The organism is Pseudomonas sp. S4_EA_1b (assembly GCF_016307435.1).
In the GTDB taxonomy this organism is placed as follows: domain Bacteria; phylum Pseudomonadota; class Gammaproteobacteria; order Pseudomonadales; family Pseudomonadaceae; genus Aquipseudomonas; species Aquipseudomonas rhodesiae.
The window spans coordinates 81124-105943 of the sequence record NZ_JAEILC010000008.1; the positions used below are offsets into that span (position 1 = coordinate 81124).

Sequence of the window (24820 nt, forward strand, 5' to 3'; positions counted from 1 at the left end):
CCATGCACCACGACGTCATCGTCATCGGCGGGAGCTATGCGGGAATGGCCGCCACCCTGCAATTGGTGCGTGCGCGCCGGTCTGTGCTGGTGATCGATGCGGGCGAGCGGCGCAACCGCTTCGCCAGCCATTCGCACGGGTTTCTCGGCCAGGATGGCGTTCCTCCCGGCGAGATCGCGGCGAACGCGCGCCGCCAGCTCGAAGCCTATCCGACGCTCTCCTGGCTTGAGGGCCGGGCCGAAGCCGTTACAGGGCAGGTGGACGAATTCACTGTCACGACGTCCGATGGCCTATCGCACCAAGGCCGCCGCATCCTGGTGGCCACCGGCGTGGCCGACCAGCTACCTGCCGTCGAGGGCCTCGCCGAGCGCTGGGGCAAGGCGGTCTTCCATTGCCCGTACTGCCATGGCTACGAGCTTGGCCAGGGCCGCATTGGCGTCGTCGCCACCGGCCCGATGTCCGTCCACCAGGCTGAACTGCTGACTGATTGGGGCGATGTGACCTTGCTGGTCAACGGCGCTGTGGAACTGAGTCAGGAAGCCAGGTCCACCCTGGAGCGACGGGCCGTGACGATCGAGGAAGCGCCCATTGGCAGGATCGAAGGAACGGCAGACGTGGTGACGGCCGACGGGCGGTTGCTGCGCTTTGCGGGTCTGTTCACCGCGACGCGCACCTCTCCCTCCAGTTCTCTGGCCGAAGCGATAGGCTGCGTACTGGAAGAGACGCCCATGGGAGTTCAGGTGCGCACCGATTCCGAGAACAAGACTTCAGTCACTGGGATATTTGCCTGCGGCGATGTGGCGCGGGCGCCTCATTCGGTGTCGCTGGCCGTGGGCAGCGGCGCCATGGCAGGCGCCCAGGTCCACCGTTCGTTGCTTTGGCCCGAGACCATCGCCCCCGTGCAAACGGAAGGCGGCAGCCGATGACCCCGTTTTCCGACCCGGCGGCCGTATCGAGCTATGCAGAGAGGACCGCGAGGATAGTGCCCGGCCTTCGGGATTTGCACAGGATGGCGGGTGTGCTGCTGGCCGAACGTGCGCCTGCCGACGCACGCATCCTGGTGCTCGGCGCCGGCGGCGGGCTCGAGCTGAAGGCCTTCGCCGAGATGCAGTCCGCCTGGCACTTCGACGGCGTGGACCCTTCTGCCGAGATGCTCGACCTGGCCCGCACGACCCTCGGGCCTATGACGCCTCTCGTGCGCCTGCACGAAGGCTATATCGACAGTGCGCCGATCGGGCCTTTCGATGGCGCGACCTGTCTTCTGACGCTTCACTTTCTGCCGCCGGCCGAACGCCTCGGAACCTTGAAGGAAATCCACTTGCGGCTCAAGCCCGGGTGCCCCCTTGTCGTTGCGCATCACAGCTTTCCCAGCGAGGATCCCGTCAGGGACAGATGGCTCGCGCGCAATGCAGCGTTCGCGGCTGCTTCCGGCGTGCCTATGGCACAGGCCGAAGGCAGCATCGCAGCGATCAAGGAGCGGCTACCCGTACTTTCACCCCAGCAGGATGCCGATCTGCTTCGCGAGGCCGGATTCACTGATATCGAACTGTTCTATTGCGCATTCACCTTCAAGGGCTGGGTCGCCCGCAGACCATGAGGGATCAGGCCAACAGGCCGCATGGTGGCACGATGTCAGCCTCCGCATCGTTCTGGGCAGTTGCCGCCTTTTCTTTCCATGGCCTGCCGGTTCTTACCATGGCATTCAGAATGATCAGTAGCTTGCGCATGCAAGCCACGATGGCGACCTTTTTGGGCTTGCCTGCTGCTACCAGCCGCTCATAGCAGGTTCGGATCACAGGGTTGTGCCGCATAGCCACGATTGCCGCCATGTAGAGAGCGCTGCGCACTGTTGCCCGATCACCGCAAATCATGCGCTTGCCGCGCGACTGGCCCGAGTCCCGGTTCATTGGCGCTACGCCCACCAGGGAGGATATCTGCTTGGCCTTGAGCTGCCCCAATTCTGGAAGCTCGGAAATCAGCGCAGCCGTAGTCGCCGGCCCAACGCCCTTGACGCTCTGCAAGAGCTTCGTCAGACTGGCTTGATGCTTGGAAAGGTGTGCTGCGATCCTCACGTCGATGTCCTGAACCTGGCGCTTCAGGATGTTCATCAGCTCGATGATCCCAGGCTGCACATCCGCGTGAGAGGCGTACTTGCGCTGACGTTCACTGACTTGCAAGCGCACAAGCTGCCTCCGGCGAGTCACCAGCGCATGCAGGCACTGCTGCGTCTCATCTGCCATCGGTTTGGTGAAACGATCCCGGTCTGGGCGTTTGTAGATCACTTCGGCCAACTCTGCCAGCATCAGCGCGTCGACGCGATCCGTCTTTGCCAGTCTGCCCATCGCCTTCGCGAAATCTCGCGCCTGCCTGGGATTGACTACCGCCACCCGGAATCCTGCGGCTTGCAGAACACAGGCGCAGGCAAATTGGTAGCGGCCAGTGGCCTCCATGACAATGAGCGAAATAGGTTGTCTCCTCAGTGCTGCCACCAGGGCTTGGTGGCCCCGTTCGTCGTTGCTGAAAGCTGCGGCTACGCCATCCCTCCCGATGACCACATCGAGTGTGTTCTTCGAGACGTCGATACCGACGACTGTTCCATTGGCCATGATCTCTATGTCCCATCCTTGCAAATGCGAATGTGGTTCCTGCAACTGTTCGGGCTTGCGGAGACCAGTCGCAGACATGCGCTCAGGACTGACGCACGGGCTTGGAAGCACCGAGGGATAACGAGCTACATGCTGCGGCCAATCACCGGTGCCAAATGGCACCGGGCGTGAACGGCATTCCGATCACGTGGAATGGAAGATACAAGGGGTCAAAGCCGGATGGCCGCGATTCGGCACGAAGCGCGGAACGCACGAATGCTGCTATCAGGATTTTTCGCCAGGCTGCCGCTGCTCGATCTGCAACCGCGCCCGCTCGGTCGCCTGCTGCAACTTTTCCCCAAGCACCGCACGCGGCGGCAAGCTGGTCAGGTACTCGGCAACGTGGATGCCCGACTTGTCCAGCTCCAGCAATTCGATCTGCTCGCGCTTCTTGCCGGTGCAAAGAATGATCCCCAGCGGCGGGGCTTCCTCTGGCTCCCTCTCGTGCTTGTCCAGCCAGCGTAAGTAAAGCTCCATCTGCCCTTTGTACGCCGCCTTGAACTCGCCGATCTTCAATTCGACGGCCACCAGCCGACGCAGTTTGCGGTTGTAGAAGAGCAGGTCTAGGTGGAAATCCTCGTCGTCAATCGGGATGCGCTTCTGCCGGGCGACGAAGGAAAAACCCGCACCCAGCTCCAGCAGGAAGGATTCCATTTCGCGGATGACGGCCGCCTCAAGGTCGCTTTCCTGCCAGCTATCCCGCAGGCCCAGGAAATCGAGGATGTACGGGTCGCGCATGACCAGCGCCGGCGTCATGCGCTGCGCATCGCGTAGGATCGCCAGCTCCTGCGCGATGGTTTCCTCCGGCTTTTGGGACAGCGCCGTGCGCTCGTACAGCATCGAGTCGATGCGCCCGCGCAGCGTCCGCACGCTCCAGCGTTCGGCACTCGCCATCTGCGCGTAGTAGTCCCGCTGGAGCGGGTCTTTCAGCGGCAGCAGCGCCAGGAAATGCGACCAGCTCAATTGTCGTGACAGCGTCACGACAATTGGTTCGTCCGGGTAGGTGGCGGCGAATTGCACCATCCGGCGCAGGTTCTTGTCCGCGAAGCTGCGCCCATAGTCGCGGACAAGCTGCTCGGCCAGGGTCGACAGGATTTCCTCGCCGTACCCGGCCCGCTGCCCGGCCAGCACCGCCGTATGGATGCGCTGGCCGATGCGCCAGAACAGCAAGGTCAGTTCAGCATTGACCGCCGAGGCGGCGCGCTGGCGCGACGCCTCGATCAGTGCCCGAATATCGCCCAGCAGCGCCTTTGGCGCTGCGGGTGACGCGATGGATGCCTTGCGCCTGGTCATGCAGTTGCCTCCGCAGGGAGCCGCTTGGCGCCGGTGATCGTCTTGCGCCGGTTCGCCACCAGTTCGGCCGCCTTGCGCACCGGATCATCCTCGGTGTGGACGTAGCGCATGAACATCGCCACGGTCTTGTGCGCGGTCAGCGCCATGCCGACCTTGACCGGGATGCCCGAGTTGGCAATGTCAGTGGCAGAGCGGTGGCGGATGCCGTGCGTACCTACATGCGCCGCGCCCGCTGCCTTGAGCGCACGGCTCCAGCCGTTGTAATACTCGCCCGTGGTCAAGTGCTGGCCGGGACGGTTCGGGGATGGCAGCACATACGGGCAATCGTCCCGGCGCGGTGCTGTCGAAAGCAGCCGATAGGCTTCTTCGCTCATGGGCTTGGACATGCCGCCGGTCTTGCTGTCGGGCCAGACGACGCGCCGGTTCTCGAAGTCCACCCAATCCCATTGGAGCGTGACGATTTCACCACGACGACCGGCGAACTCGAATTGCAGCCGGATCGCCAGCGGGATGACGTAGCTTTCCATCCCCTCGGCCTCCAGATGCTCAAGATGGCGGAACAGTTTGCCCATGTCCTCGTCGCTGATGAGGTGGGTGGCCTTGCCGTTGGGGAACATCGGGACATGCCGGCACGGATTGGTGCCGTCGGGCCGGTAGCCCCACACCTCGGCCAGATTGAACATGCGGCGCATGACGCTGAACGTGCGGTTCGCGTCGGCCGGCTTGTGCGTCATCTTCTTCATCATCCCGGCCACGTCCGGGCGCTTCACGTCCTGAACCTTCATCCGCCCGATCATCGGGACGATGTTGCGGTCGATGACGCTCTGATAGCCTTCCTGGGTGCTGGGCTTGTTGCGCAGCTTGGAGTAGTCCTCCATGAACTTCGTGCAAAGTTCCTTGACCGTGGGCGCTTTGCGCGCCTGCGCTTTGTCTGCGGCTGGGTCGCCGCCCCGGCGGACCTGGGCCAGCCATTCCTGAGCCAGCGAGCGGGCCTGTTCGACGGTCAGTTCCCCGTACTGACCCAAGGCTGGCTTGCGGCGCTCGCCGGCGTTCGTCCGGTACTGGAGCATGAACACCTTGCGGCCCGATGGGGTAACCTTGCACAAGAAGCCGGGCACCAGGGTATCCCTGAGTTCGACAGCCTGCGCTTGGGGTTGTGCCGCATCGACTGCGGACTTGGTGAGCTTGATCTTTGCCATGATGACTCCTCGGAAAGACCCGATTCCCAAGAGCCTCATAGGGGCCACCAGCAGGGAAGTTGGGTCAGGTTTCGGAAAGCACCGGCATATGTTGGACTCGCCTAAGTTATTGATAAACCTGCTGTATCGGGCTTTGGCGTAGTCCGGCGAAGTTCGGTGCTGGAGTCATGGTGAAATAAAAAAGCCGCCCACAAGGGGCGGCCTTTTCACAGTTCCCGAATCTTACAACTTCGGACCCGCAGCCTTGATCGCATCGCTCACTTCAAACTTCTTGAAGTTCTCGATGAACAGACCAGCCAGGGCCTTCGCTGCTTCATCGTAAGCGGCTTTGTCAGCCCAGGTGTTACGTGGGTTCAACAGGCCGGTTTCAACGCCCGGTACGGCCAATGGCACGTCGAGGTTGATGGTGTCGAGATGTTCGGTTTCAGCACCGACCAACGCGCCGCTCTGGATCGCTGCGATCACGCCGCGGGTGGTCGGGATGTTGAAGCGCTTGCCAACGCCGTAGCCCCCGCCGGTCCAGCCGGTGTTGACCAGGTAAACCTTGGAGCCGAAACCGCGGATACGCTTGATCAACAGCTCTGCGTATTCGCCGGCCGGACGTGGGAAAAACGGCGCACCGAAGCAGGTGGAAAAGGTGGACTTGATGCCGCTGCCCGAACCCATTTCGGTGGAGCCCACCAGCGCGGTGTAGCCGGACAGGAAGTGATAGGCCGCTTGTTCTTCGCTGAGGATCGACACTGGCGGCAGTACGCCAGTCAGGTCGCAGGTCAGGAAGATCACCGCATTAGGCTCGCCGCCCAGGTTCTTCTCGGAACGCTTGGCAACGTGCTCCAACGGGTAAGCGGCGCGGCTGTTCTGGGTCAGGCTCACGTTGGTGTAGTCGGCGTGCTTGGCATCGTCGATCACCACGTTTTCCAACACGGCACCGTGCTTGATAGCTTTCCAGATGACCGGTTCATTCTTCTCGGACAGGTCGATGCACTTGGCATAGCAACCGCCTTCGATGTTGAACACTACGCCCTCGCCCCAGCCGTGTTCGTCGTCACCGATCAGGTAACGGCTTTCGTCGGCGGACAGGGTGGTTTTACCAGTGCCCGACAGGCCGAAGAACAGGGTCACGTCGCCTGCTTCGCCGATGTTGGCGGCGCAGTGCATCGGTAGTACGTCGGCGGCCGGCAGCAGGAAGTTCTGCACCGAGAACATGGCTTTCTTCATTTCGCCGGCGTAACGCATACCCGCGATGAGCACTTTTTTCTGGGCGAAGTTGAGGATCACGCAACCGTCGGAGTTAGTGCCGTCGCGCTCCGGCACGCACTCGAAGTTGGCCACGTTGAGCACTTGCCATTCGTCGCGACCCGCCGGGTTGTATTTCGCCGGGTTGATGAACAGGCAACGACCGAACAGGTTCTGCCAAGCAGTCTGGGTGGTCATCTTCACCGGCAGGTAGTGAGCTTCGGAAGCACCTACATGAACGTGGGAAACGAAATGCTCTTGCGCGTTGTTGAACGCCTCGACGCGAGCCCACAGAGCGTCGAATTTGTCAGCTGGGAACTTGCGGTTGATCGGGCCCCAGGCGATGGCGTCCTGAGTGGAAGGCTCTTCAACGATGAAACGGTCGACTGGCGAACGGCCGGTGCGGTGCCCGGTTTCTACGACCAGCGCGCCAGTATCGGCAAGCACGCCTTCACCGCGCTGCAGGGCTTCTTTGACCAGATCGTCAACACTCAGATCGGTGTATACGGCGTTATTGGCTTGCGTCATGAGGTTCCCCGTCGGCCTATGGCCGAGTGCTCCAAACGTTTTGTAGTAGAAAGTTGCGCACTACTACCGCGAAAAAAGTGGGCCGGATTATGCCAGAAAAGCCCAAAAAGAGTAGGGCCCTCCCGTCAGAACAGCGCTTATCCGGCGATTCACAGGTGATTTACCTGTACTTAAACGTTTTAGTGACGGGTACCGGAAGGGGTATCGACGCCTGCGCCAGCGAACAATTGGGCTATATCGGCGGTATCGAACAGGTAGCGCTGATTGCAGAATTGGCAGTCGATCTCCACCTTACCGCCATGCTCCACCGCAAGATTTTGCGCATCGTGCAGGCCCAGGCTGACCAAGGCATTGCCCGAACGCTCGCGGGAGCAACTGCAATGGAAGCGCAGGCTTTGTGCATCGAACAACCGCACCTCTTCCTCATGGTAGAGGCGATGCAGGATGGTTTCGTTGTCCAGGCCAAGTAACTCTTCGGCTTTCAACGTGTCGGCCAGGGCGATGGTGTGGCGCCAGCTTTCCGCGCGATCGTCTTCGTCCTTGATGCGATCTGCCGGCAGTTGCTGCAACAGCATGCCGCGGGCGCGCTTGCCGTCCGCGTTGAGCCAGAACTTGGTGCCAACTTGCTGCGACATCACGAAATAGTTAGTGAAGCATTCCGACAGGGTTTTACCGTCAAGGTCGACAATCCCCTGGTAACGCTGGCCTTCGGTCGGGTCGACGGTGAGCGCCAATACGCCGTTGGGCATCAGGTCGGACAAGCTCGCGTCCGGGGCGATCAACTCGGCCTCGTAGCGGGCCAGACCACGAATATCGCGCTCGCTGGAACACTCGATCATCAGCAGCGGAATCGGGCCCTCGGAGCGCGCCTGCAGGATCAGCAAACCGTCGAATTTCATGGTCCCCACCAGCAGCGCCGCCGCGGCCATCAGCTCGCCGAGCAATTGCGCGACCGGCTCTGGATAGGCGTGTTTGGCAAGGACTTCGGCATAGCTGAGTTCCAGCGACACCAGTTCGCCGCGAGCGTCGCTGTCGTCGAAGATGAAGCGTTGGGTGAAGTCTGTATGCGGCAAATCAGTCATAGGTCGGATATCTGAAGTGATGACAAAATGGTTACAAAGTTTATAAAATTAAACGCTTTGGCACCAAACTGGTGCGATTTTACAGAGCGAAGAGGAACAGTTTATGAACAATCCGGGTTTGTTCCAAGCCAGGTGGAACCTCGGGGGCTGGGCGCTCTGCAATCTACTCGCTATCGGGCTGCTGTGCTTTTGGCTATGGCCCACGGGGCAGATGCTGTGCGTGGTTTTCGACGAATGGCTATTTCATCTACTCAATGACCCGCTGGCCACAAGTTCAACCTGGCTGCATGTGTGGGCCGTAGCGAGTTTGCGACCGTTCGATGCAGTGGTCGGGGTGATTCTGCTGGCGCTGTTGATTCGTGGCGATTGGGTGTTTAAAGCCGTGCAGGTTCGCCAGGCGTTTTTCGGGTTCTTCAGCATCCTGCTATTGCTACTGTTTATTCGCATGCTGTTTTCCAAACTCGCAGCGCAGATGGGCTGGCAACACAGCAGCCCGTCGATGATGATCAGCGGCGCTATCCAGATGAGCGACTATTTCCCAGGGCTGGAAAAAACCTGGGAGTTGAAGGACCGCTCCAGCCAGAGCTTCCCAGGCGATCACGCGTCGGTGCTCTTGATCTGGGGGATGTTCATGAGCGTGTTCGCCAAACGCATTGGCCAAGTGCTGGTGATCTGGGGCTTGGCGCTGCTGTTCATGATGCCGCGCCTGGTCGCCGGCGCGCATTGGGGTCAGGACGATTACATCGGTGGGGTATTACTGGCGCTGCTGGCCTTGGGTTGGGGTTATTACACGCCTTTTGCCGCGAAGGTGTCCGGGGTACTGCTGCGGGTAACAGCACCGATCTTCGGATTATTTGGCAAACTGCCCGTGCTCGGTCGACTGAGCGTCATGCGGACCTTCACTTAACGCCGCGCTGACAGTGTGATTGCCGCAATCAATCGTCATTGCCACTGCCGCGAAACTTAAACAGGTCGCGGCGTTGCTTCTTGCTCGGTTTACCGTCAGTAGTCAGGCCTGACGCCCCGGCCTTGCGCATCGCCGCCGCTTGTTCGCGCTTGGCGATGCTGGCTTGGGTTTCGACGTACAGCGTCTGGGCTTCAGGTGCACCGCGACGCACGATCGACAATGCCTGGACCACGATGGTCTTTTCATCAAACCCCGTACGAATCTCAAACTCATCGCCAACACGCGGCTCTTTACCCGGCTTGCAGCGTTCCCCTCGGTGATGCACTTTGCCGCTTTCAATAGCAGCCTTGGCCAAGGCGCGGGTTTTATAGAAGCGCGCCGCCCACAGCCACTTGTCCAAGCGGACCTTGTCTTCCTCTTCCTGCTTTTGAGCCACTTGAATTCCTCTCTCTGAAAAATGTCGCAACTTTACCGTTGAAACCCTTCGACGCATAAATCCCAAGGCTCGCCTAAGATACGCCAGGTAGCACCCGTTTTCGCGAGGATACGCCGTGACCGACTTTCCCCTTTCACTCACCTCGCCGGGTCAACGGTGCGTGGGCTGCCAGCAGAGCGAACCTTTGGGGTTCGATTTTGCGTTCGCCTACCAGCCTATCGTAGACCTTAGGGACCATTCGATTTTTGCCAATGAGGCGCTGGTGCGTGGCGTCAACGGAGAAGGGGCGCTCTCGGTGCTGCAACAGGTTAACGAAAGCAACCGTTACCGCTTCGACCAGCGCTGCCGGACCCAGGCAATTGCCGGGGCCGCTGCGCTGGGGATGCAAACTCATCTTTCAATCAACTTCATGCCTAATGCCGTGTACCGTCCGGAGTTGTGTATCCGCAGCACACTCGAAGCGGCTCGCGCGCACAATTTTCCGCTGAACCAGCTGATTTTCGAGACACTGGAAAGCGAGCATGTAGATAACTATCGCCATTTGACGAATATTCTGCGTGAATATCGAGAATTCGGCTTCAAGACCGCCATCGATGATTTCGGCGCGGGCTATTCGGGGCTGAACCTGCTGGCCGATTTCCAACCTGACTTGATCAAACTCGATATGGCGCTGATTCGCGATGTCGACAAGGATCGTGTTCGCCAGGTAATCGTCCGGGGGATTGTCACAATCTGTGAGCAGTTGGGGGTTACTGTCATCGCCGAAGGCATCGAAAGTGCTGGTGAGCGAGACTTCCTGTCCGACTGTGGAATATTTCTGATGCAGGGCTATTGGTTCGCCAGGCCCGCATTCAATGCTTTGGCCAAGATTCCCTCCCAGGCCTGGGCGAATTGAGCGGTTAGCCATATTGAAGACATTTGATCATTTGACCGTTGTGGGTCTGCGTGAGTGGGTGGCCCTTCCCGACCTGGGCGTGGCAGGCTTGCGCGCGAAGATCGACACCGGCGCCAGCACCTCCAGTCTGCACGCCACCGACATAGAGCCGTTCGAACGCGACGGTGAAAAATGGGTGCGCTTCACCGCGCACCTGGGCAGCGTGGTGCAATTGCGCCATCGTCGCTGCGAAGCGCCCTTGGTGACGATGAAAACCATCAAAAGCTCCAACGGCCATGCACAGGTGCGCTATGTGATCAGCACCACGCTGGCGTTGGGTGATCGGGTATGGCGGGTGGAGTTCACCCTGGCCTGCCGCAAAGCCATGCGTTACCGCCTGTTGCTGGGTTCCAAGGCGCTGATTGACGGCCAATTGGTGGTCAATCCCGGCGTCAAGTATGTTCAAGACAAGCCGGTGTTCCCGGTCTCTACTATTTCTGCCCCAGGTGCTGCATGAAGATTGCTGTGCTGTCGCGAAACCCGCGTCTGTATTCCACCCGCCGCATGGTCGAAGCCGGCACCGAACGTGGCCATGAAATGGTGGTGATCGACACGTTGCGTGCCTATATGAACATTGCCAGCCACAAGCCGCAGATTCACTACCGGGGCAAGCCTCTGGAGGGTTTCGACGCGGTCATCCCACGCATTGGCGCGTCGGTGACCTTCTATGGCTGCGCGGTCTTGCGCCAGTTTGAAATGATGGGCGTATTTCCACTGAATGAATCGGTCGCCATTGCTCGATCACGGGACAAACTGCGTTCTCTACAATTGTTGTCGCGCCGAGGCATCGGCTTGCCGGTCACCGGCTTTGCCCACTCCCCCGACGACATCCCGGACCTGATCGAAATGGTCAACGGCGCACCGCTGGTGATCAAGGTATTGGAAGGCACCCAAGGCATCGGCGTGGTGCTGTGTGAAACCGCCACCGCAGCCGAGTCGGTGATCGAAGCCTTCATGGGCCTCAAGCAGAACATCATGGTGCAGGAGTACATCAAGGAAGCCGGCGGTGCGGATATTCGCTGCTTCGTGGTGGGTGACAAAGTCATCGCGGCGATGAAACGCCAGGCCAAGCCGGGGGAATTCCGCTCCAACCTGCACCGTGGCGGCAGCGCCAGCTTGATCAAAATCACTCCGGAAGAACGCATGACCGCGCTACGAGCAGCCAAGGTGATGGGCCTGGCGGTGGCAGGCGTGGATATTTTGCGTTCCAACCATGGCCCGCTGGTGATGGAAGTGAACTCCTCACCCGGCCTGGAAGGGATCGAGACCACCACGGGCAAGGATGTGGCGGGGATCATCATTCAGCATCTGGAAAAGAATGGCGGGCCGAATATGACCAGGACCAAGGGCAAGGGTTAGAGACGCAGCTGTTTGCTTCAAGCTATAAGCTGCAAGAAAGGGCAAAAGCTGTCTGCCTTTTGCTTGCGGCTTTAAGCTTCGAAACTTGCCGCTGTTTTTATACCGCGTCTCTAGGCAACATCAGCCCAAGCGGCAACCGCACCCGCGCCTCCAGCCCGCCTCCCTCGCGATTGCGCAGCTCGACATTGCCGCCATGCATCGACGCAATCCGCCGCACAATCGCCAAGCCCAAGCCTGTCCCTTTGCCTCCGCGCGCACGATCACCTCGGGTAAAGGGGTTGAAGATGCCTTCCAGCTCAGCAGGATCAATGCCGGTGCCGCGGTCCATCACACTCAGCACCACATAAGGCGCAGCGCTATCGCCGGACACGTACGCCGCCACTTCCACATCCGTACCGGCGTGATGAAGGGCGTTGCCAATCAGGTTGTTCAACAGGCGCTTCATCGACACCCGCCGCAGCGCGAACGGCTGGATCGGTTCCAGGCGCATGCGTACCTGTTCGCCATTTTGGTTATAGGGGGCGACGACCTCACGCACCAGATCGGTGAGATCGACTTGTTCGACCACCTCATCGCGGCCGTCACGGATAAATGCCAGGAACTGATCGAGGATGGCGTCCATGTCCTCAATGTCCCGGATCATGTCATCCGTCAGGTCCGTATGGTTGCCCATCAACTCCAGGGAGAGGCGCAGGCGTGTCAAAGGTGTGCGCAGATCGTGGGACACCCCCGCCAACATCAACTCGCGTTCGCGACCGGCCTGTTCGACGTCTTCCGCCATCTGGTTGAAGGCGCCGTATACCTCCGTCATTTCACTGGGTGTGTCACTCACCGGCAGTCGCACACTGCGGCCCTGGCCCAACTGCCGGGCAGCGAACACCAGGCGCTTCAGCGGTTGGTTAAGCTGACGCACGAAAATCCACGCGGAGGCCGTTGAAAGCAAGCCGATGGCCAGAAACCAGCCCAACACGTTCCAGATTTTCTGCCCGCGCAATGGATGCGGATACAGCGGCACTTTCAGCCAATCCTCACCCAGGCTTGGCGCACGCACCCACAACGCCGGTGACACATGCATGCGCAGCCGCACTTCGGTGTCCTTGCCCAATTCGGCCTGCATCTGACGCTGGTAAATCTCGCTGTAGGGCCAATGCTGCTCACCTTCCGGCACACCGGCGCCGGCCACACGCACCAGGGTGGCAGCCTTGGCGATTTTCTCGCGATTCTCGGGGTCAGCGGCCCAATAGGCACGCAGTGTAAGAGCAACGCCGTGGCTGTATTGCCGATCCACCAGCACATCCTCGTTCATCAGCAGATAAACCAGCGTGAGTGCCTTGGAAAACAGAACGACGATCAGCACCAGCCAGAGGGTGCGGGAGAAGAAACTTTGCGGGAACCACAACGGGGTTTTCATAGAGGACAGCTGGACACCTTGCAAGAATGAGCGGCGCTCGCAGAATTGCAGACGCCGAGCATCCCGTCGACCTTTACGGGGTCAAATGCCGGGATGCCCACCTCTGCAAATCATCGGTCACTTGGTAGCGGTGCCATCCGGCACGAACACGTAACCCACGCCCCACACTGTCTGGATATAGCGCGGCTTGGACGGGTCCGGTTCGATCATCCGGCGCAGACGGGAGATCTGCACGTCGATGGAACGTTCCAAGGCATCCCACTCGCGACCACGGGCCAGGTTCATCAACTTGTCACGGGTAAGCGGCTGGCGGGCGTTCATCACCAGCGCTTTCAGCACGGCAAATTCGCCGGTGGTCAGCATGTGCACTTCATCACCGCGCTTGAGTTCGCGGGTCGCCAGCGACAGCTCGTAATCGCCAAAGGTCACGCTTTCATCTTCGCTACCCGGAGCACCCGGCACCGCTGGCGCCTGGCGACGCAGTACAGCTTTGACACGCGCCATCAACTCGTCAGGGTTGAAAGGCTTGGCCAGGTAGTCATCGGCGCCCAGTTCGAGGCCCTTGATGCGGCTCAGCTCATCGCCCTTGGCGGTGAGCATGATGATTGGAATCTGGTTGTTGGCGCCGCGCAGACGCTTGCACGCAGTCAAGCCATCTTCGCCGGGAAGCATCAGATCGAGCACGACAAGATTGAAGACTTCGCGCCCCAGAAGGCGGTCCATTTGCTCGGTGTTCGGTACCGCGCGGGCACGATAGCCCTTGGAGTTGAAGAAACGCTCCAGCAGGCTGCTCAGCCCCGGATCGTCATCAACGATGAGAATTTTTTCGCCTTCAGCAGTTTGTGCAGTGCTGCTCATTGGATGCTCCTCTTATCTCGGCGCGCATTATGGCGTAGCTGCCGTTATACGCACCGTGTGCATTGTTAGCAGATTTTTCCTCTACTGCCAGCGAACCCGCGCCCTACACCCCTCCGGCACAGTACCCCCCAAGAGCAGAACGCTGGTTATAATGCCGCGCCGTCGTGCAGGGCAACGTCAGATCGTTACCGTTTACTGCCGGGTTTTTTCACAGGTTTGTCGCGATTTTTTCGATTTCGAGGGTCAATAGGCTGCCTCTTGACCCAGGCAGCGGCGCCGGTCGGGCCGCTCAACCAGCCTCGCAACGCCTTGTTTACCGGGCTCCCGAGCTGCTTTTCAGAATTTCAGGTGGTTTTATGGACAGCATCAACAGCCGCATTGCCGAGGAACTCGGTGTACGCCCACAACAGGTCGAAGCGGCCGTCGCTCTACTGGATGAAGGCTCCACGGTGCCCTTCATCGCCCGTTACCGTAAAGAAGTGACCGGCAGCCTCGACGATACCCAACTGCGGCATCTGGAAGAGCGCCTGCGCTACCTGCGAGAACTCGACGAACGGCGCATCAGCATCCTCGCCAGCATCGAGGAACAGGGCAAGCTGACCCCGCAACTGGAGCGCGACATCAAGCTCGCGGACACCAAGACCCGCCTCGAAGACCTTTACCTGCCCTACAAACAGAAACGCCGCACCAAGGGCCAGATCGCCCTGGAAGCCGGCCTCGGCGAATTGGCCGATGGGTTGTTCAACGACCCGTCCCTGACGCCGGAAACCGAAGCCGCGCGCTTTGTCGATGCCGCAAAAGGCGTCGCCGACACCAAGGCCGCGCTGGAAGGCGCCAAGTACATCTTGATGGAGCGCTTCGCCGAAGACGCCAGCCTGCTGGAAAAACTGCGTAACTACTTGAAGCAAGAAGCCATCCTCAGCGCTCGCGTAATCGCCGGCAAGGAGGAAGAAGGCGCCAAGTTCCGTGACTATTTCGAACACGACGAACCGCTCAAGAGCATGCCTTCCCACCGTGCCCTCGCCATTTTCCGTGGCCGCAACGAAGGTATTCTCAGCTCCGCGCTGAAAGTCGGCGACGAACTGCCGGGCACCATGCACCCGTGCGAAGGGATGATCGGTCAACAATTCGGCATCCAGAATCAGAACCGTCCTGCGGATAAGTGGCTCAGTGAAGTCGTGCGCTGGACCTGGAAGGTCAAGCTCTACACCCACCTGGAAACCGACCTGCTCGGCGAGCTGCGCGACGGCGCCGAGACCGAAGCGATCAATGTGTTCGCCCACAACCTGCACGACCTGCTGCTGGCCGCCCCGGCCGGCCCGCGCGCTACCCTGGGTCTCGATCCGGGCCTGCGCACCGGTTGCAAGGTCGCGGTGGTGGACGCCACCGGCAAACTGCTGGACCACGCGACCGTGTATCCGCATGTGCCGCATAACAAGTGGGACCAGACTCTCGCGATCCTCGCCGCCCTGTGCGCCAAGCACTCGGTAGACCTGATTGCCATCGGCAACGGCACCGCGAGCCGTGAAACCGACAAACTGGCCGCCGAACTGATCAAAAAATACCCAGCCATGAAGATGACCAAGGTCATGGTGTCCGAAGCGGGTGCGTCGGTGTACTCGGCATCGGAGCTGGCCTCCAAGGAATTCCCGGACCTGGACGTGTCGATCCGTGGCGCGGTGTCCATTGCCCGTCGCCTGCAGGACCCGCTGGCCGAACTGGTGAAGATCGACCCTAAATCCATCGGCGTCGGCCAGTACCAGCACGACGTGTCGCAGTTGAAGCTGGCACGCGGACTGGACGCGGTCGTCGAAGACTGCGTGAACGCCGTGGGCGTGGACGTCAACACCGCCTCGGTGGCGCTGCTGGCGCGGATTTCCGGCCTCAATGCTACCCTGGCGCAGAACATCGTCAACCACCGCGATGAAAATGGCGCCTTTAAAACCCGCGCCGCGCTGAAAAAAGTCGCGCGCCTGGGCGAAAAAACCTTCGAGCAGGCTGCCGGTTTCCTGCGCGTCATGAACGGCGACAACCCACTGGACGCCTCGGCGGTCCACCCGGAAGCCTACCCGCTGGTGCAGCGCATTGCCGCCGAGACCGACCGCGACATCCGCTCGCTGATTGGCGACGCCGCGTTCCTCAAGCGCCTGGACCCGAAGAAGTACACCGACGAAACCTTCGGCGTGCCGACTATCACCGACATCCTGCAAGAACTGGAAAAACCGGGCCGCGACCCACGTCCCGAGTTCAAGACCGCCGAGTTCCAGGACGGTGTCGAAGACCTCAAGGACCTGCAACTGGGCATGATCCTCGAAGGTGTGGTGACCAACGTGACCAACTTCGGCGCCTTTGTAGATATCGGCGTGCATCAGGACGGTTTGGTGCATATCTCCGCGCTTTCGGAGAAATTCATCAAGGACCCGCGCGAAGCGGTCAAGGCCGGTGACGTGGTCAAGGTCAAGGTCATGGAAGTGGATATCCCGCGCAAACGCGTTGGCCTGTCGATGCGTATGAGCGACACCCCCGGTGAAAAAATCGATGGCGCGCGGGGCGCTCGTCCTGGCTCGGCGCCGCGTCAGTCGCAGAACAGCGCACCGCGCAAGGAAACCACCACCGCGGCGCCTAGCAACAACGCCATGGCCTCGCTGTTCGCCAATGCCAAACAGTTGAAGAAGCGTTGATGGAGATCCCGGCCGGCTTGACCCAGAGCGAGTTCAGCGAACTGATCGGCTGCCGCCTGCAACGCCTGGAGCAGGGCGTTGCCGAGGTGGCCCTGAGCCTGGAGCCGCATCTGCGCAACCGCGCGGGCAAGCTGCATGGCGGGGCGATTTTCAGTCTGGTAGATATCACCATGGGATTGGCTTGCTCCAGCTCCCATGGTTTCGACCAGCAGAGCGCGACCATCGAATGCAAGATCAATTACATCCGCGCCGTGGAAGACGGTGAGGTGCTGTGCACCAGCCGCATCGTTCACGCCGGCCGGCGCACGTTGGTGGTCGAGGCGGATGTGTACCAAGGCGAAAGACTTGTCGCAAAAGCACAGGGCACGTTCGCTGTCCTATAGCTCCCCACCCTCGATTTGAGTTAATTTCGGCGCTGCTTAAACAGCGTCGGAATTTTCTCGCTGTGCTATAGCCCAATTCATGGAATGAAGTAGGCTTTTTCAAAGCGGGTCAACTTGACTCAAAACCAGGCGATCACGCCAGTTTTAACTTCACCCTTGTAGACCGTCCTGCCCACCCCCATATTGGGGCGACTGACGCGTGAAGGAATCCAACTTGAGCGAACTTCTCAACCGCCGCCTGGCCCTGCTCGGCAAGCGCGAACACCTCTCCCTGCTAGAGCAGTGCCTGCACGGCATCGAGCGCGAATGCCTACGTGTCACGGGTGAAGGTCGCCTGGCGCAGACGCCGCACCCCGAAGCCCTGGGCGCTGCGTTGACCCACGAACAGATCACCACTGACTACTCGGAATCGCTGCTGGAGTTCATCACCCCAGCCCTGCCCAACCCGGCCGATACCCTGAGCAGCCTGGAAAGAATCCATCGGTTCGCCTACACCAAGCTGGGCAGCGAATACCTGTGGAGTCCTTCGATGCCGTGCCCATTGCCGGCCGAAGAAGATATTCCGATTGCCTACTACGGCACCTCCAATATCGGACAACTCAAGTATGTGTATCGCAAAGGTCTGGCCCTGCGTTACGGCAAGACCATGCAGTGCATCGCCGGCATCCACTACAACTTCTCGCTGCCGGAAAAATTGTGGCCGCTGCTCAAGCAAGACGAGGGCTATGTCGGCACTGATCGTGACTTCCAGTCCGACGCGTATATCGCGCTGATCCGCAATTTCCGCCGCTACAGCTGGCTGCTGATGTACCTGTTCGGTGCTTCGCCGGCCCTGGATGCCGGGTTCCTGCGCGGACGTTCGCACCAGTTGGAAGTACTCGACGCCGACACCCTGTATCTGCCTTACGCCACCAGCCTGCGCATGAGTGACCTGGGTTACCAGAGTAACGCCCAGGCCGGCCTGACGCCCTGCTACAACGACCTGGCGAGCTACACCGACAGCTTGCGCAAAGCGGTGGCAACGCCCTACGCGCCGTACGTCGAAATCGGCACGCATAAAGACGGTGAGTGGGTGCAGCTCAACACCAACATCCTGCAGATCGAAAACGAGTACTACTCCAACATCCGCCCCAAGCGCGTGACTTACACCGGCGAACGGCCGATCCAGGCGCTGATGGCGCGGGGTATCCAGTACATCGAAGTGCGTTGCCTGGATATCAACCCGTTCCTGCCGATGGGCATCGACCTGCCGGAGTCGCGCTTCCTTGACGCGTTCCTGCTGTACTGCGCCCTCAACGAGAGCCCGCTGTTCGCCAACAACGAGTGCAGCAACGCCACCTCCAACTTCCTCAGCGTGGTCAAGGAGGGCCGCCGTCCGGGCCTGCAATTGCAGCGTCAGGGCCAGGCCGTGGACATGAAGGAATGGGCTACCGAATTGTTGGAACAAATCGCGCCGCTGGCCGCCCTGCTCGATGAAAGCCACGGCATCACCGAACACAGTCACGCGTTGGACGCCCAACTGGCCAAGGTCAATGACCCGTCCCTGACACCGTCGGCCCAGGTGCTGGCGGCGATGGCCGAGCGCAAAGAGAGTTTCGCGCAGTTCTCGCTGCATCAGAGCGAAGTGCACGCCGAATACTTCCGCCGCGAGCCGTTGCCGGCTGAAGAGCAGGCACGTTTTGAGGAGCTGGCACGCACATCGCTGGCGCAGCAGGCGGAACTGGAGCAGAACGAAGTGGGCGATTTCGATGTGTTTGTCGGCTCGTACCAGGCGAGTATTCTAGCGATCAGTAACTAAGACCGAACTCGGTCAATTGGGAGGGGGCTTGCCCCCGATTGTACTGGGCCAGTCAACCCACCAGTGGCTGAACTACCGCCATCGGGGGCAAGCCTCCTCCCACATTTACCCCAATCAAGCTCAAGGTTCGCTTCACCCTTACCCACATAAGCTAATTCGAAAAAGTTATTTATTTTTCGATTCTTAGATCATTTAGTCTCCTCTCACGCCGAGCCTCGGCCACCTGATTGAGGAGATTCCCCTTGAAACTGCTTACCCCTCTGCGCCTGTTGGCCGCATTGTCCCTGGCCGGTGCCAGCCTGTTTGCCCAGGCGGCGGATGTAACCATTGCCTACCAGACCACCGTCGACCCGGCCAAAGTCGCGCAGGCCGACGGCGCTTACGAAAAAGCCACCAACGCCAAGATCGACTGGCGCAAATTCGATAACGGTGCGGACATCATCGCCGCCATTGCCTCCGGCGACGTGCAGATCGGTTACCTCGGTTCCAGCCCACTGACCGCCGCGATTACGCGCAAAGTGCCGGTGCAAACCTTTCTGGTCGCGACGCAGATCGGCGGCGCCGAGGCGCTGGTGGCGCGTGACGGTTCGGGGATCAACAGCCCGCAAGACCTGATTGGCAAGAAAGTCGCCGTGCCATTCGTGTCCACCGGCCACTACAGCCTCTTGGCCGCGCTGAAGCACTGGAACATTGACCCGTCCAAGGTGACCATCCTCAACCTCGCACCGCCGGCGATCATTGCAGCCTGGAAGCGCGGCGATATCGACGCCACCTACGTGTGGGACCCGGCACTGGGCGTAGCCAAGGAAAACGGCAAGGTGCTGATCACTTCCGGCGAACTGGCCAAATTCGGCGCACCGACTTTCGATGCCTGGATCGTGCGTAAGGATTTTGCCGAGAAGCATCCGGAAATCGTCAAGGCTTTCGCCAAGGTCACGCTGGATGCCTACGCGGACTATCGAAAAGACCCGCAAGCCTGGCTGGCCAACACAGGCAACGTCGACAAACTGGTCAAGCTCTCCGGCGCCAAGGCCAGTGATATCCCACAACTGCTGCAAGGCAACGTCTACCCGCTGGCCGCAGACCAAATCACCCTGCTCGGCGCGCCGACCATCCAGGCCATAACCGACACCGCCGCATTCCTCAAGGAACAGGGCAAAGTCGAAGCGGTACTGCCGGATTACGCCCCATACGTCAGCGCACAGTTCATTAGCCACTGATTCGGGAGTTCATCGCGATGGCCTTGCTACAACTGGAGCGCATCAGCGCACAGTACCCAGGCGCCCCGGCACCGGTGCTGGCGGATATCTCACTGGACCTGGGGCCCCAGCAATTGCTGGTGGCTCTCGGCCCGTCCGGCAGTGGCAAGACTTCACTGTTGAACCTGATCGCCGGCTTCGTCGAACCCAGCGCCGGGCGTATCAGCCTCGACGGCGTGCCGGTCAAAGGCCCGAGCGCCGAGCGTGGCGTGGTGTTTCAAGACGATGCGCTGCTGCCCTGGCAGGACGTGCTGGCCAATGTCGGCTTCGGCCTGGAATTGGCCGGCGTGCCTAAAACACAGCGTGAAGCCCGCGCGCGGGAAATGCTGGCACTGGTGGACTTGGCCGGTTTCGACCACCGCCGCATCTGGCAACTGTCCGGTGGCCAGAAGCAACGTGTCGGCCTGGCCCGCGCATTGGCCGCCGACCCGCGCGTATTGCTGATGGATGAGCCGTTCGGCGCCCTGGATGCCTTCACCCGCGAACAGATGCAGGAGCTGCTGCTGCAAGTCTGGCGGCGCACGGCCAAGCCGGTGTTTCTGATCACCCACGACATTGAAGAAGCGGTATTTCTCGCCACCGATCTGATTCTGCTGGCGCCCAACCCTGGCCAGATCGTCGAACGTCTGCGCCTGGATTTCGGCCAACGCTATGCCGCCGGCGAGTCGGCGCGAGCGATCAAGTCCGATCCGCGCTTTATCGAAACCCGCGAACATGTCTTGGGCAAGGTGTTCTCGCAACGGCAGGTATCCCCATGAGCAGCTACGAACTTCCTGTCATCACCACCGAGCCGGCAACACAAACGCCCATTCCGGTCCGCCGCAGTCTGAGCACGCGCTGGATCAGCCTGTTGACCCTGACTACCTTGCTGATCGCTTGGTGGGCCGTGACTGCCACCGGTGTGATCGAGCCGCTGTTTCTGCCGCCGCCGGCCGCTGTGCTGCAAAAAGGCTGGTTGCTGGCGACCAGCGGTTATATGGATTCCACCTTATGGCAGCACCTGGCCGCCAGCCTCAGCCGCATCGGCCTGGGCCTGGGTTTTGCGGTGTTGACCGCCGTGCCGGTGGGGATCGCTATCGGAGCCAACCGCATCGCCCGTGGCATCTTCGACCCGTTGATCGAGTTTTATCGGCCTATTCCACCGCTGGCCTATCTGCCGTTGATAGTGATCTGGTGCGGCATTGGCGAGCTGTCCAAGGTGCTGCTGATCTACCTGGCGATCTTTGCGCCCATCGCGATCGCCACCGCCACCGGCGTACGCACCGTCGACCCGGCCAAGCTGCGTGCGGCGCAGTCCCTGGGGGCAACCCGCGCGCAATTGATACGTCATGTAATTCTGCCAAGCGCCCTGCCCGACATTCTCACCGGTGTGCGCATCGGCCTGGGGGTGGGCTGGTCGACGCTGGTGGCCGCTGAACTGATCGCGGCCACCAGTGGGCTGGGGTTTATGGTGCAGTCGTCGGCGCAGTTTTTGGTGACCGATGTGGTGGTGCTGGGGATTTTGGTCATAGCCCTGATCGCCTTCGCCCTGGAAATGGGCCTGCGTGCCCTGCAGCGTAAATTAGTGCCCTGGCATGGCCAGGCACACTGACTGTGAGAATCCCATGAGCAACGTTACCGTGAGCCCCTTGAGCACCGCCCTGGGCGCCCAGATCAGTGGCGTCGATATCACCCGGCCGCTGTCCCCCGATCAGCGCGACGCCATTGAACAGGCGTTGCTTACCCACTCGGTGCTGTTCTTTCGCGACCAGCCGATCACCCCGCAACAGCAGGCACGATTCGCGGCGAATTTCGGTGACTTGCACATCCATCCGATCTACCCCAACGTGCCGGAACAACCCGAAGTATTGGTGCTCGACACCGCCGTCACCGACGTGCGCGACAATGCGGTGTGGCACACCGACGTGACGTTCCTGCCCACCCCGGCCCTCGGCGCGGTGCTCAGCGCCAAGCTGCTGCCGGCGTACGGCGGCGACACGCTGTGGGCCAGCGGGATCGCGGCGTATGAGGCGCTATCCGCGCCGATGAAACGGCTGCTGGACGGCTTGACCGCCACCCACGACTTCATCAAGTCCTTCCCTCTGGAGCGCTTCGGCAACAGCACCGAAGACCTGCAGCGCTGGGAAGCTGCCCGCCAAAAGAACCCGCCATTGTCCCATCCGGTGGTACGCACGCACCCGGTGAGTGGGCGCAAATCGCTGTTTGTCAGCGAAGGTTTCACCACCCGGATCAACGAGTTGGAAGCCGCCGAGAGCGAGGTGATTCTAAAGCTGTTGTTTGCCCACGCCACTCGGCCGGAATTTACCCTGCGCTGGCGCTGGCAGGCCCATGACGTGGCGTTCTGGGATAACCGTGTGACCCAGCACTACGCAGTGGATGACTACCGACCGCAACGGCGGGTGATGCACCGCGCGACGATTCTGGGAGATGTGCCGTTCTGATTTCCGGCGCCCCGTGCAGTCCAGCTCATTACGCGCCGCCTCGCGTCGGCGCTTTTTATGCTCATAGCGAACTTTAAACAGCCAATATCGACCGCATCCGATTTATTAAAATAAAACTCGCCATATGGCCTACTCTCGGCAACCTCGTTACACAATTAATTAACATCCCCGCCTTGCTATCACTTCAGAAAAATCCTCTATAGCTATCGTTATCTCACGTTACCAATTCCGCACTGGCACTCGGAACCCCAGACAGTTACCAACCACAGATCTCACGACACTGTCGCGACGTGAAAACGCTAACGCCTCACTCATCAATACCGCAAAAGCGATATAAAACTTAATCTTATACCGACAAAAAACTTATTTAATTGAGAAACAAATAGATGAACACATCACTAACATCTACTCACCCGTCAATCGCCGCCAATAGACAAAGCGAGAATTATAACAACACGTTACCCACGGCAACTGCGCCTCACAAGCACTCTAATTCAACATCAATGAAACATACACTTGCTCAGACCACCTCAGCATCCGCCCCCTCTCATATAAGTGTCGAAAAAACACTTGCACTGCTTGGCAATGCACTCAATGAAATCATGACATCACTGAATAACCTGCTAAACATACAACCATCGGTAAAAACGTTGGTTGATAACAAGCCTCTCCGGCCAGCCACCGATCTACCCCATACAACATTGGAAACCACCCAGGTAGTTGACGAGGCGACCGCCCCCCAATCACACGAGTTTCTTTCAGCCAAAAAAAGTGGCGAAAAACCGGATGACATCTGGGGCGGGCTGTTTTCTTCACCAGTGCTCACGCTGTATTCGAGCGGCGCCCCGCTCAGTTCCCATGTCGCGGGTATAAAACTGGCCATGCAACGGTTTGGTCAAAGTCCACGGGATATTTTCAGTGAAGTCACCAGACTTGACACGGGCTTCAATATAACGATGCGCGACGGCTTCAAACTTCATATTACGTTTGAAGAACTAAAACTGGCTCAAGAAGGCTGCCAGATGCTCGGTGACGAAGGCATGCTCAAAGATGCAGCCTTTCTTTTCGGCGTCTTGGTAAAACGAAAGCAGATCGAATCATTTAATGCTTCGGCGCCCTCCGACTATGCCATTGCCATGTGGGAAACCAACAAGGGGGAGTCGGCCAAAAACGTGTTGGAGTTATTGGGCATGAAAAACCATATCCAGTCGGCCAAGTCCCATGACATCGCCGCGAATAAAGGTTTAGGCATTGTTGTGAAAAGCCCTGTGGAGTCCCTCGCCATTGTCGATGGGTTGGCAGACTTCAACTGCACACCTTCCGGTGTCCGAAAACATCAACAAGCCTACCTGCTTACTTGACTATTCCTTTGAAACGCCTGGAACAAAAACATCACACCCTTAGGAATTGAGCCGATGAACACGTTCTCCAACTACCGCTCCAACGCCCTGTCCGCCAATGTTTCTCCCTCGCTGGACAACCGCAATGCGCTGCTAAAAAACCACGATTACGAGGCTCCCCAGCAACCCAATGCACACACCCAGCACAGCATCGAGTTGGTCTTAAGTTCGATGTTCACGTTATTGCAAAGCCTTGAAACTGCTCTAAAGAACTTGACCCACCCGCAACAGGCAGCGGTCATCCATCAAGACACGCAGCTTTCCACGCCTGTCCGTCCCGGCGTTGATACAACACGGCAACTCCCGACCCGTCTTAATAGCCTGCTGCAAAAAGAGGTCACGCCAACGAACGACACTGAAAACCCGCAATTCCCGGACCTTTCGTCAAAAACCAACGGCGCAGCGCCCAGCGATATCGAAAAGGGGTTTTATTCCGTGCCCCGCGAGTTTGGTGAAAACCGCTATACGGATCGCTACGCGGCAATGATCAAACTGATGATGATGAGGTTCGGACAGAGCCCCATGGATTGTTTCGAAAAAGTCACCCGAACGGGAGACACCTATGCCGTCGACATGAAAGACGGAGAAAGCGTGAACATCACCCGCGCGGAAATAAAACTTACGGCAGATGCCGCCAAATTCGCCGGCCATGACAACGGAATGATCAAGGACGCCAACTTCATGCTGACCGCTTACGTAAAGCGCGTTCAGAACACCCATGAAGATCCGGTCATTCGCTCCAACTTCGAAGCCGCCTTGCGTAGCGTCATCACTACGCAAGGGTTTGAGAAAAAGATCCTGGAAGACCTTGGCATGGTGCCGTTTATGACTCACGCCAACGCACATGAGATGTCGGAAACCAAGGCACCGTCCTACCTGTATAACCACGGCCTGGTGCTGGATAAAGAGGCGCTGCCGTATGACGGGCACGGCTACATCCTGGTCTGAGCATCCTTGCTCGTTGGCTGTA

23 protein-coding genes are annotated in these 24820 nt (G+C 59.7%); 15 read left to right on the forward strand and 8 right to left on the reverse strand.

From position 1 onward, the window contains the following. Positions 1-2 precede the first annotated feature (2 nt). Both YA0848_RS02155 and YA0848_RS02160 read left to right on the forward strand, forming a co-directional pair. Positions 3-926 (forward strand): NAD(P)/FAD-dependent oxidoreductase, encoded by a 924-nt coding sequence (locus YA0848_RS02155; RefSeq protein ID WP_004350881.1) that lies wholly within the window; start codon positions 3-5, stop codon positions 924-926. After that, positions 923-1597, forward strand: a complete 675-nt coding sequence (locus tag YA0848_RS02160; RefSeq protein ID WP_009403894.1) for a class I SAM-dependent methyltransferase — start codon at positions 923-925, stop codon at positions 1595-1597. Before YA0848_RS02155 ends, YA0848_RS02160 begins: the two co-directional genes overlap by 4 nt. A gap of 4 nt (positions 1598-1601) precedes the next feature. Here the strand turns inward: YA0848_RS02160 and YA0848_RS02165 are convergent, their stop codons facing one another. The 5 genes from YA0848_RS02165 to hslO form a co-directional block, all read right to left on the reverse strand. Next, complete coding sequence (locus YA0848_RS02165; RefSeq protein ID WP_023110678.1) at positions 1602-2606, reverse strand: IS110 family transposase; 1005 nt, start codon at positions 2604-2606, stop codon at positions 1602-1604. Positions 2607-2870: 264 nt separating this feature from the next. Further along, the gene (locus tag YA0848_RS02170) at positions 2871-3938 is read right to left on the reverse strand and encodes a PDDEXK nuclease domain-containing protein (RefSeq protein WP_004350887.1); all 1068 of its coding nucleotides are present in this window, start codon (positions 3936-3938) and stop codon (positions 2871-2873) included. Continuing rightward, positions 3935-5137 (reverse strand): tyrosine-type recombinase/integrase, encoded by a 1203-nt coding sequence (locus tag YA0848_RS02175; RefSeq protein WP_004350888.1) that lies wholly within the window; start codon positions 5135-5137, stop codon positions 3935-3937. Before YA0848_RS02175 ends, YA0848_RS02170 begins: the two co-directional genes overlap by 4 nt. A gap of 222 nt (positions 5138-5359) precedes the next feature. After that, entirely contained in the window at positions 5360-6901 is a 1542-nt protein-coding gene (locus tag YA0848_RS02180) for a phosphoenolpyruvate carboxykinase (RefSeq protein WP_034111322.1), read from the reverse strand. A gap of 179 nt (positions 6902-7080) precedes the next feature. Continuing rightward, positions 7081-7983, reverse strand: a complete 903-nt coding sequence (hslO, locus tag YA0848_RS02185; protein ID WP_169903848.1) for an Hsp33 family molecular chaperone HslO — start codon at positions 7981-7983, stop codon at positions 7081-7083. Positions 7984-8086: 103 nt separating this feature from the next. On the opposite strand from hslO, the gene YA0848_RS02190 reads away from it, so the two are divergent. Then, positions 8087-8890 (forward strand): phosphatase PAP2 family protein, encoded by an 804-nt coding sequence (locus YA0848_RS02190; RefSeq protein ID WP_169903849.1) that lies wholly within the window; start codon positions 8087-8089, stop codon positions 8888-8890. A gap of 28 nt (positions 8891-8918) precedes the next feature. Here the strand turns inward: YA0848_RS02190 and YA0848_RS02195 are convergent, their stop codons facing one another. Next, positions 8919-9326, reverse strand: a complete 408-nt coding sequence (locus tag YA0848_RS02195) for an RNA-binding S4 domain-containing protein (protein ID WP_034095359.1) — start codon at positions 9324-9326, stop codon at positions 8919-8921. A 115-nt stretch (positions 9327-9441) separates the two neighbouring features. On the opposite strand from YA0848_RS02195, the gene rimA reads away from it, so the two are divergent. The 3 genes from rimA to rimK are packed head-to-tail and all read left to right on the forward strand — an operon-like array spanning position 9442 to position 11619. Continuing rightward, on the forward strand, positions 9442-10221 hold the full coding sequence (gene rimA, locus YA0848_RS02200; protein ID WP_034095358.1) for a S6 modification regulatory phosphodiesterase RimA: 780 nt from the start codon (positions 9442-9444) through the stop codon (positions 10219-10221). Between the two features lie 13 nt (positions 10222-10234). Further along, positions 10235-10717 carry a retropepsin-like aspartic endopeptidase RimB gene (rimB, locus tag YA0848_RS02205; RefSeq protein WP_005783815.1) on the forward strand — a complete coding sequence of 161 codons (483 nt, stop codon included), beginning with the start codon at positions 10235-10237 and terminating at the stop codon, positions 10715-10717. Further along, positions 10714-11619: a 30S ribosomal protein S6--L-glutamate ligase gene (rimK, locus tag YA0848_RS02210; RefSeq protein WP_034095357.1), complete on the forward strand. Its 906-nt coding sequence runs from the start codon at positions 10714-10716 to the stop codon at positions 11617-11619. The genes rimB and rimK overlap by 4 nt, the downstream gene beginning before the upstream one ends. Positions 11620-11716: 97 nt before the next feature. On the opposite strand, the gene YA0848_RS02215 is transcribed toward rimK, so the two are convergent. Continuing rightward, positions 11717-13030 (reverse strand): ATP-binding protein, encoded by a 1314-nt coding sequence (locus YA0848_RS02215; protein ID WP_034095356.1) that lies wholly within the window; start codon positions 13028-13030, stop codon positions 11717-11719. Between the two features lie 117 nt (positions 13031-13147). Beyond that, on the reverse strand, positions 13148-13888 hold the full coding sequence (gene ompR / locus YA0848_RS02220) for an osmolarity response regulator transcription factor OmpR (protein ID WP_034095355.1): 741 nt from the start codon (positions 13886-13888) through the stop codon (positions 13148-13150). A gap of 356 nt (positions 13889-14244) precedes the next feature. Here ompR and YA0848_RS02225 point away from each other — a divergent pair, with 356 nt between their 5' ends. The 9 genes from YA0848_RS02225 to YA0848_RS02265 all read left to right on the forward strand — a co-directional run bounded on the left by YA0848_RS02225 (position 14245) and on the right by YA0848_RS02265 (position 24798). Further along, a complete protein-coding gene (locus YA0848_RS02225; RefSeq protein ID WP_034095354.1) occupies positions 14245-16569 on the forward strand; it encodes a Tex family protein in 2325 nt (774 codons plus the stop codon). After that, complete coding sequence (locus tag YA0848_RS02230) at positions 16569-16952, forward strand: PaaI family thioesterase (RefSeq protein ID WP_169903850.1); 384 nt, start codon at positions 16569-16571, stop codon at positions 16950-16952. Before YA0848_RS02225 ends, YA0848_RS02230 begins: the two co-directional genes overlap by 1 nt. Before the next feature lie 214 nt (positions 16953-17166). Beyond that, positions 17167-18750, forward strand: a complete 1584-nt coding sequence (gshA, locus tag YA0848_RS02235) for a glutamate--cysteine ligase (RefSeq protein ID WP_047881475.1) — start codon at positions 17167-17169, stop codon at positions 18748-18750. 242 nt (positions 18751-18992) lie between these two features. Then, positions 18993-19970 (forward strand): taurine ABC transporter substrate-binding protein, encoded by a 978-nt coding sequence (gene tauA / locus YA0848_RS02240; RefSeq protein WP_034095351.1) that lies wholly within the window; start codon positions 18993-18995, stop codon positions 19968-19970. 17 nt (positions 19971-19987) lie between these two features. After that, the gene (tauB, locus tag YA0848_RS02245) at positions 19988-20767 is read left to right on the forward strand and encodes a taurine ABC transporter ATP-binding subunit (protein ID WP_034095350.1); all 780 of its coding nucleotides are present in this window, start codon (positions 19988-19990) and stop codon (positions 20765-20767) included. Then, complete coding sequence (tauC, locus tag YA0848_RS02250) at positions 20764-21600, forward strand: taurine ABC transporter permease TauC (RefSeq protein WP_169903851.1); 837 nt, start codon at positions 20764-20766, stop codon at positions 21598-21600. Before tauB ends, tauC begins: the two co-directional genes overlap by 4 nt. Before the next feature lie 13 nt (positions 21601-21613). Next, entirely contained in the window at positions 21614-22450 is an 837-nt protein-coding gene (gene tauD / locus YA0848_RS02255) for a taurine dioxygenase (RefSeq protein WP_169903852.1), read from the forward strand. A 386-nt stretch (positions 22451-22836) separates the two neighbouring features. Continuing rightward, positions 22837-23811, forward strand: a complete 975-nt coding sequence (locus YA0848_RS02260; RefSeq protein WP_152331795.1) for a hypothetical protein — start codon at positions 22837-22839, stop codon at positions 23809-23811. Positions 23812-23865: 54 nt separating this feature from the next. Further along, entirely contained in the window at positions 23866-24798 is a 933-nt protein-coding gene (locus tag YA0848_RS02265) for a hypothetical protein (RefSeq protein ID WP_052202153.1), read from the forward strand. Positions 24799-24820 lie beyond the last annotated feature (22 nt).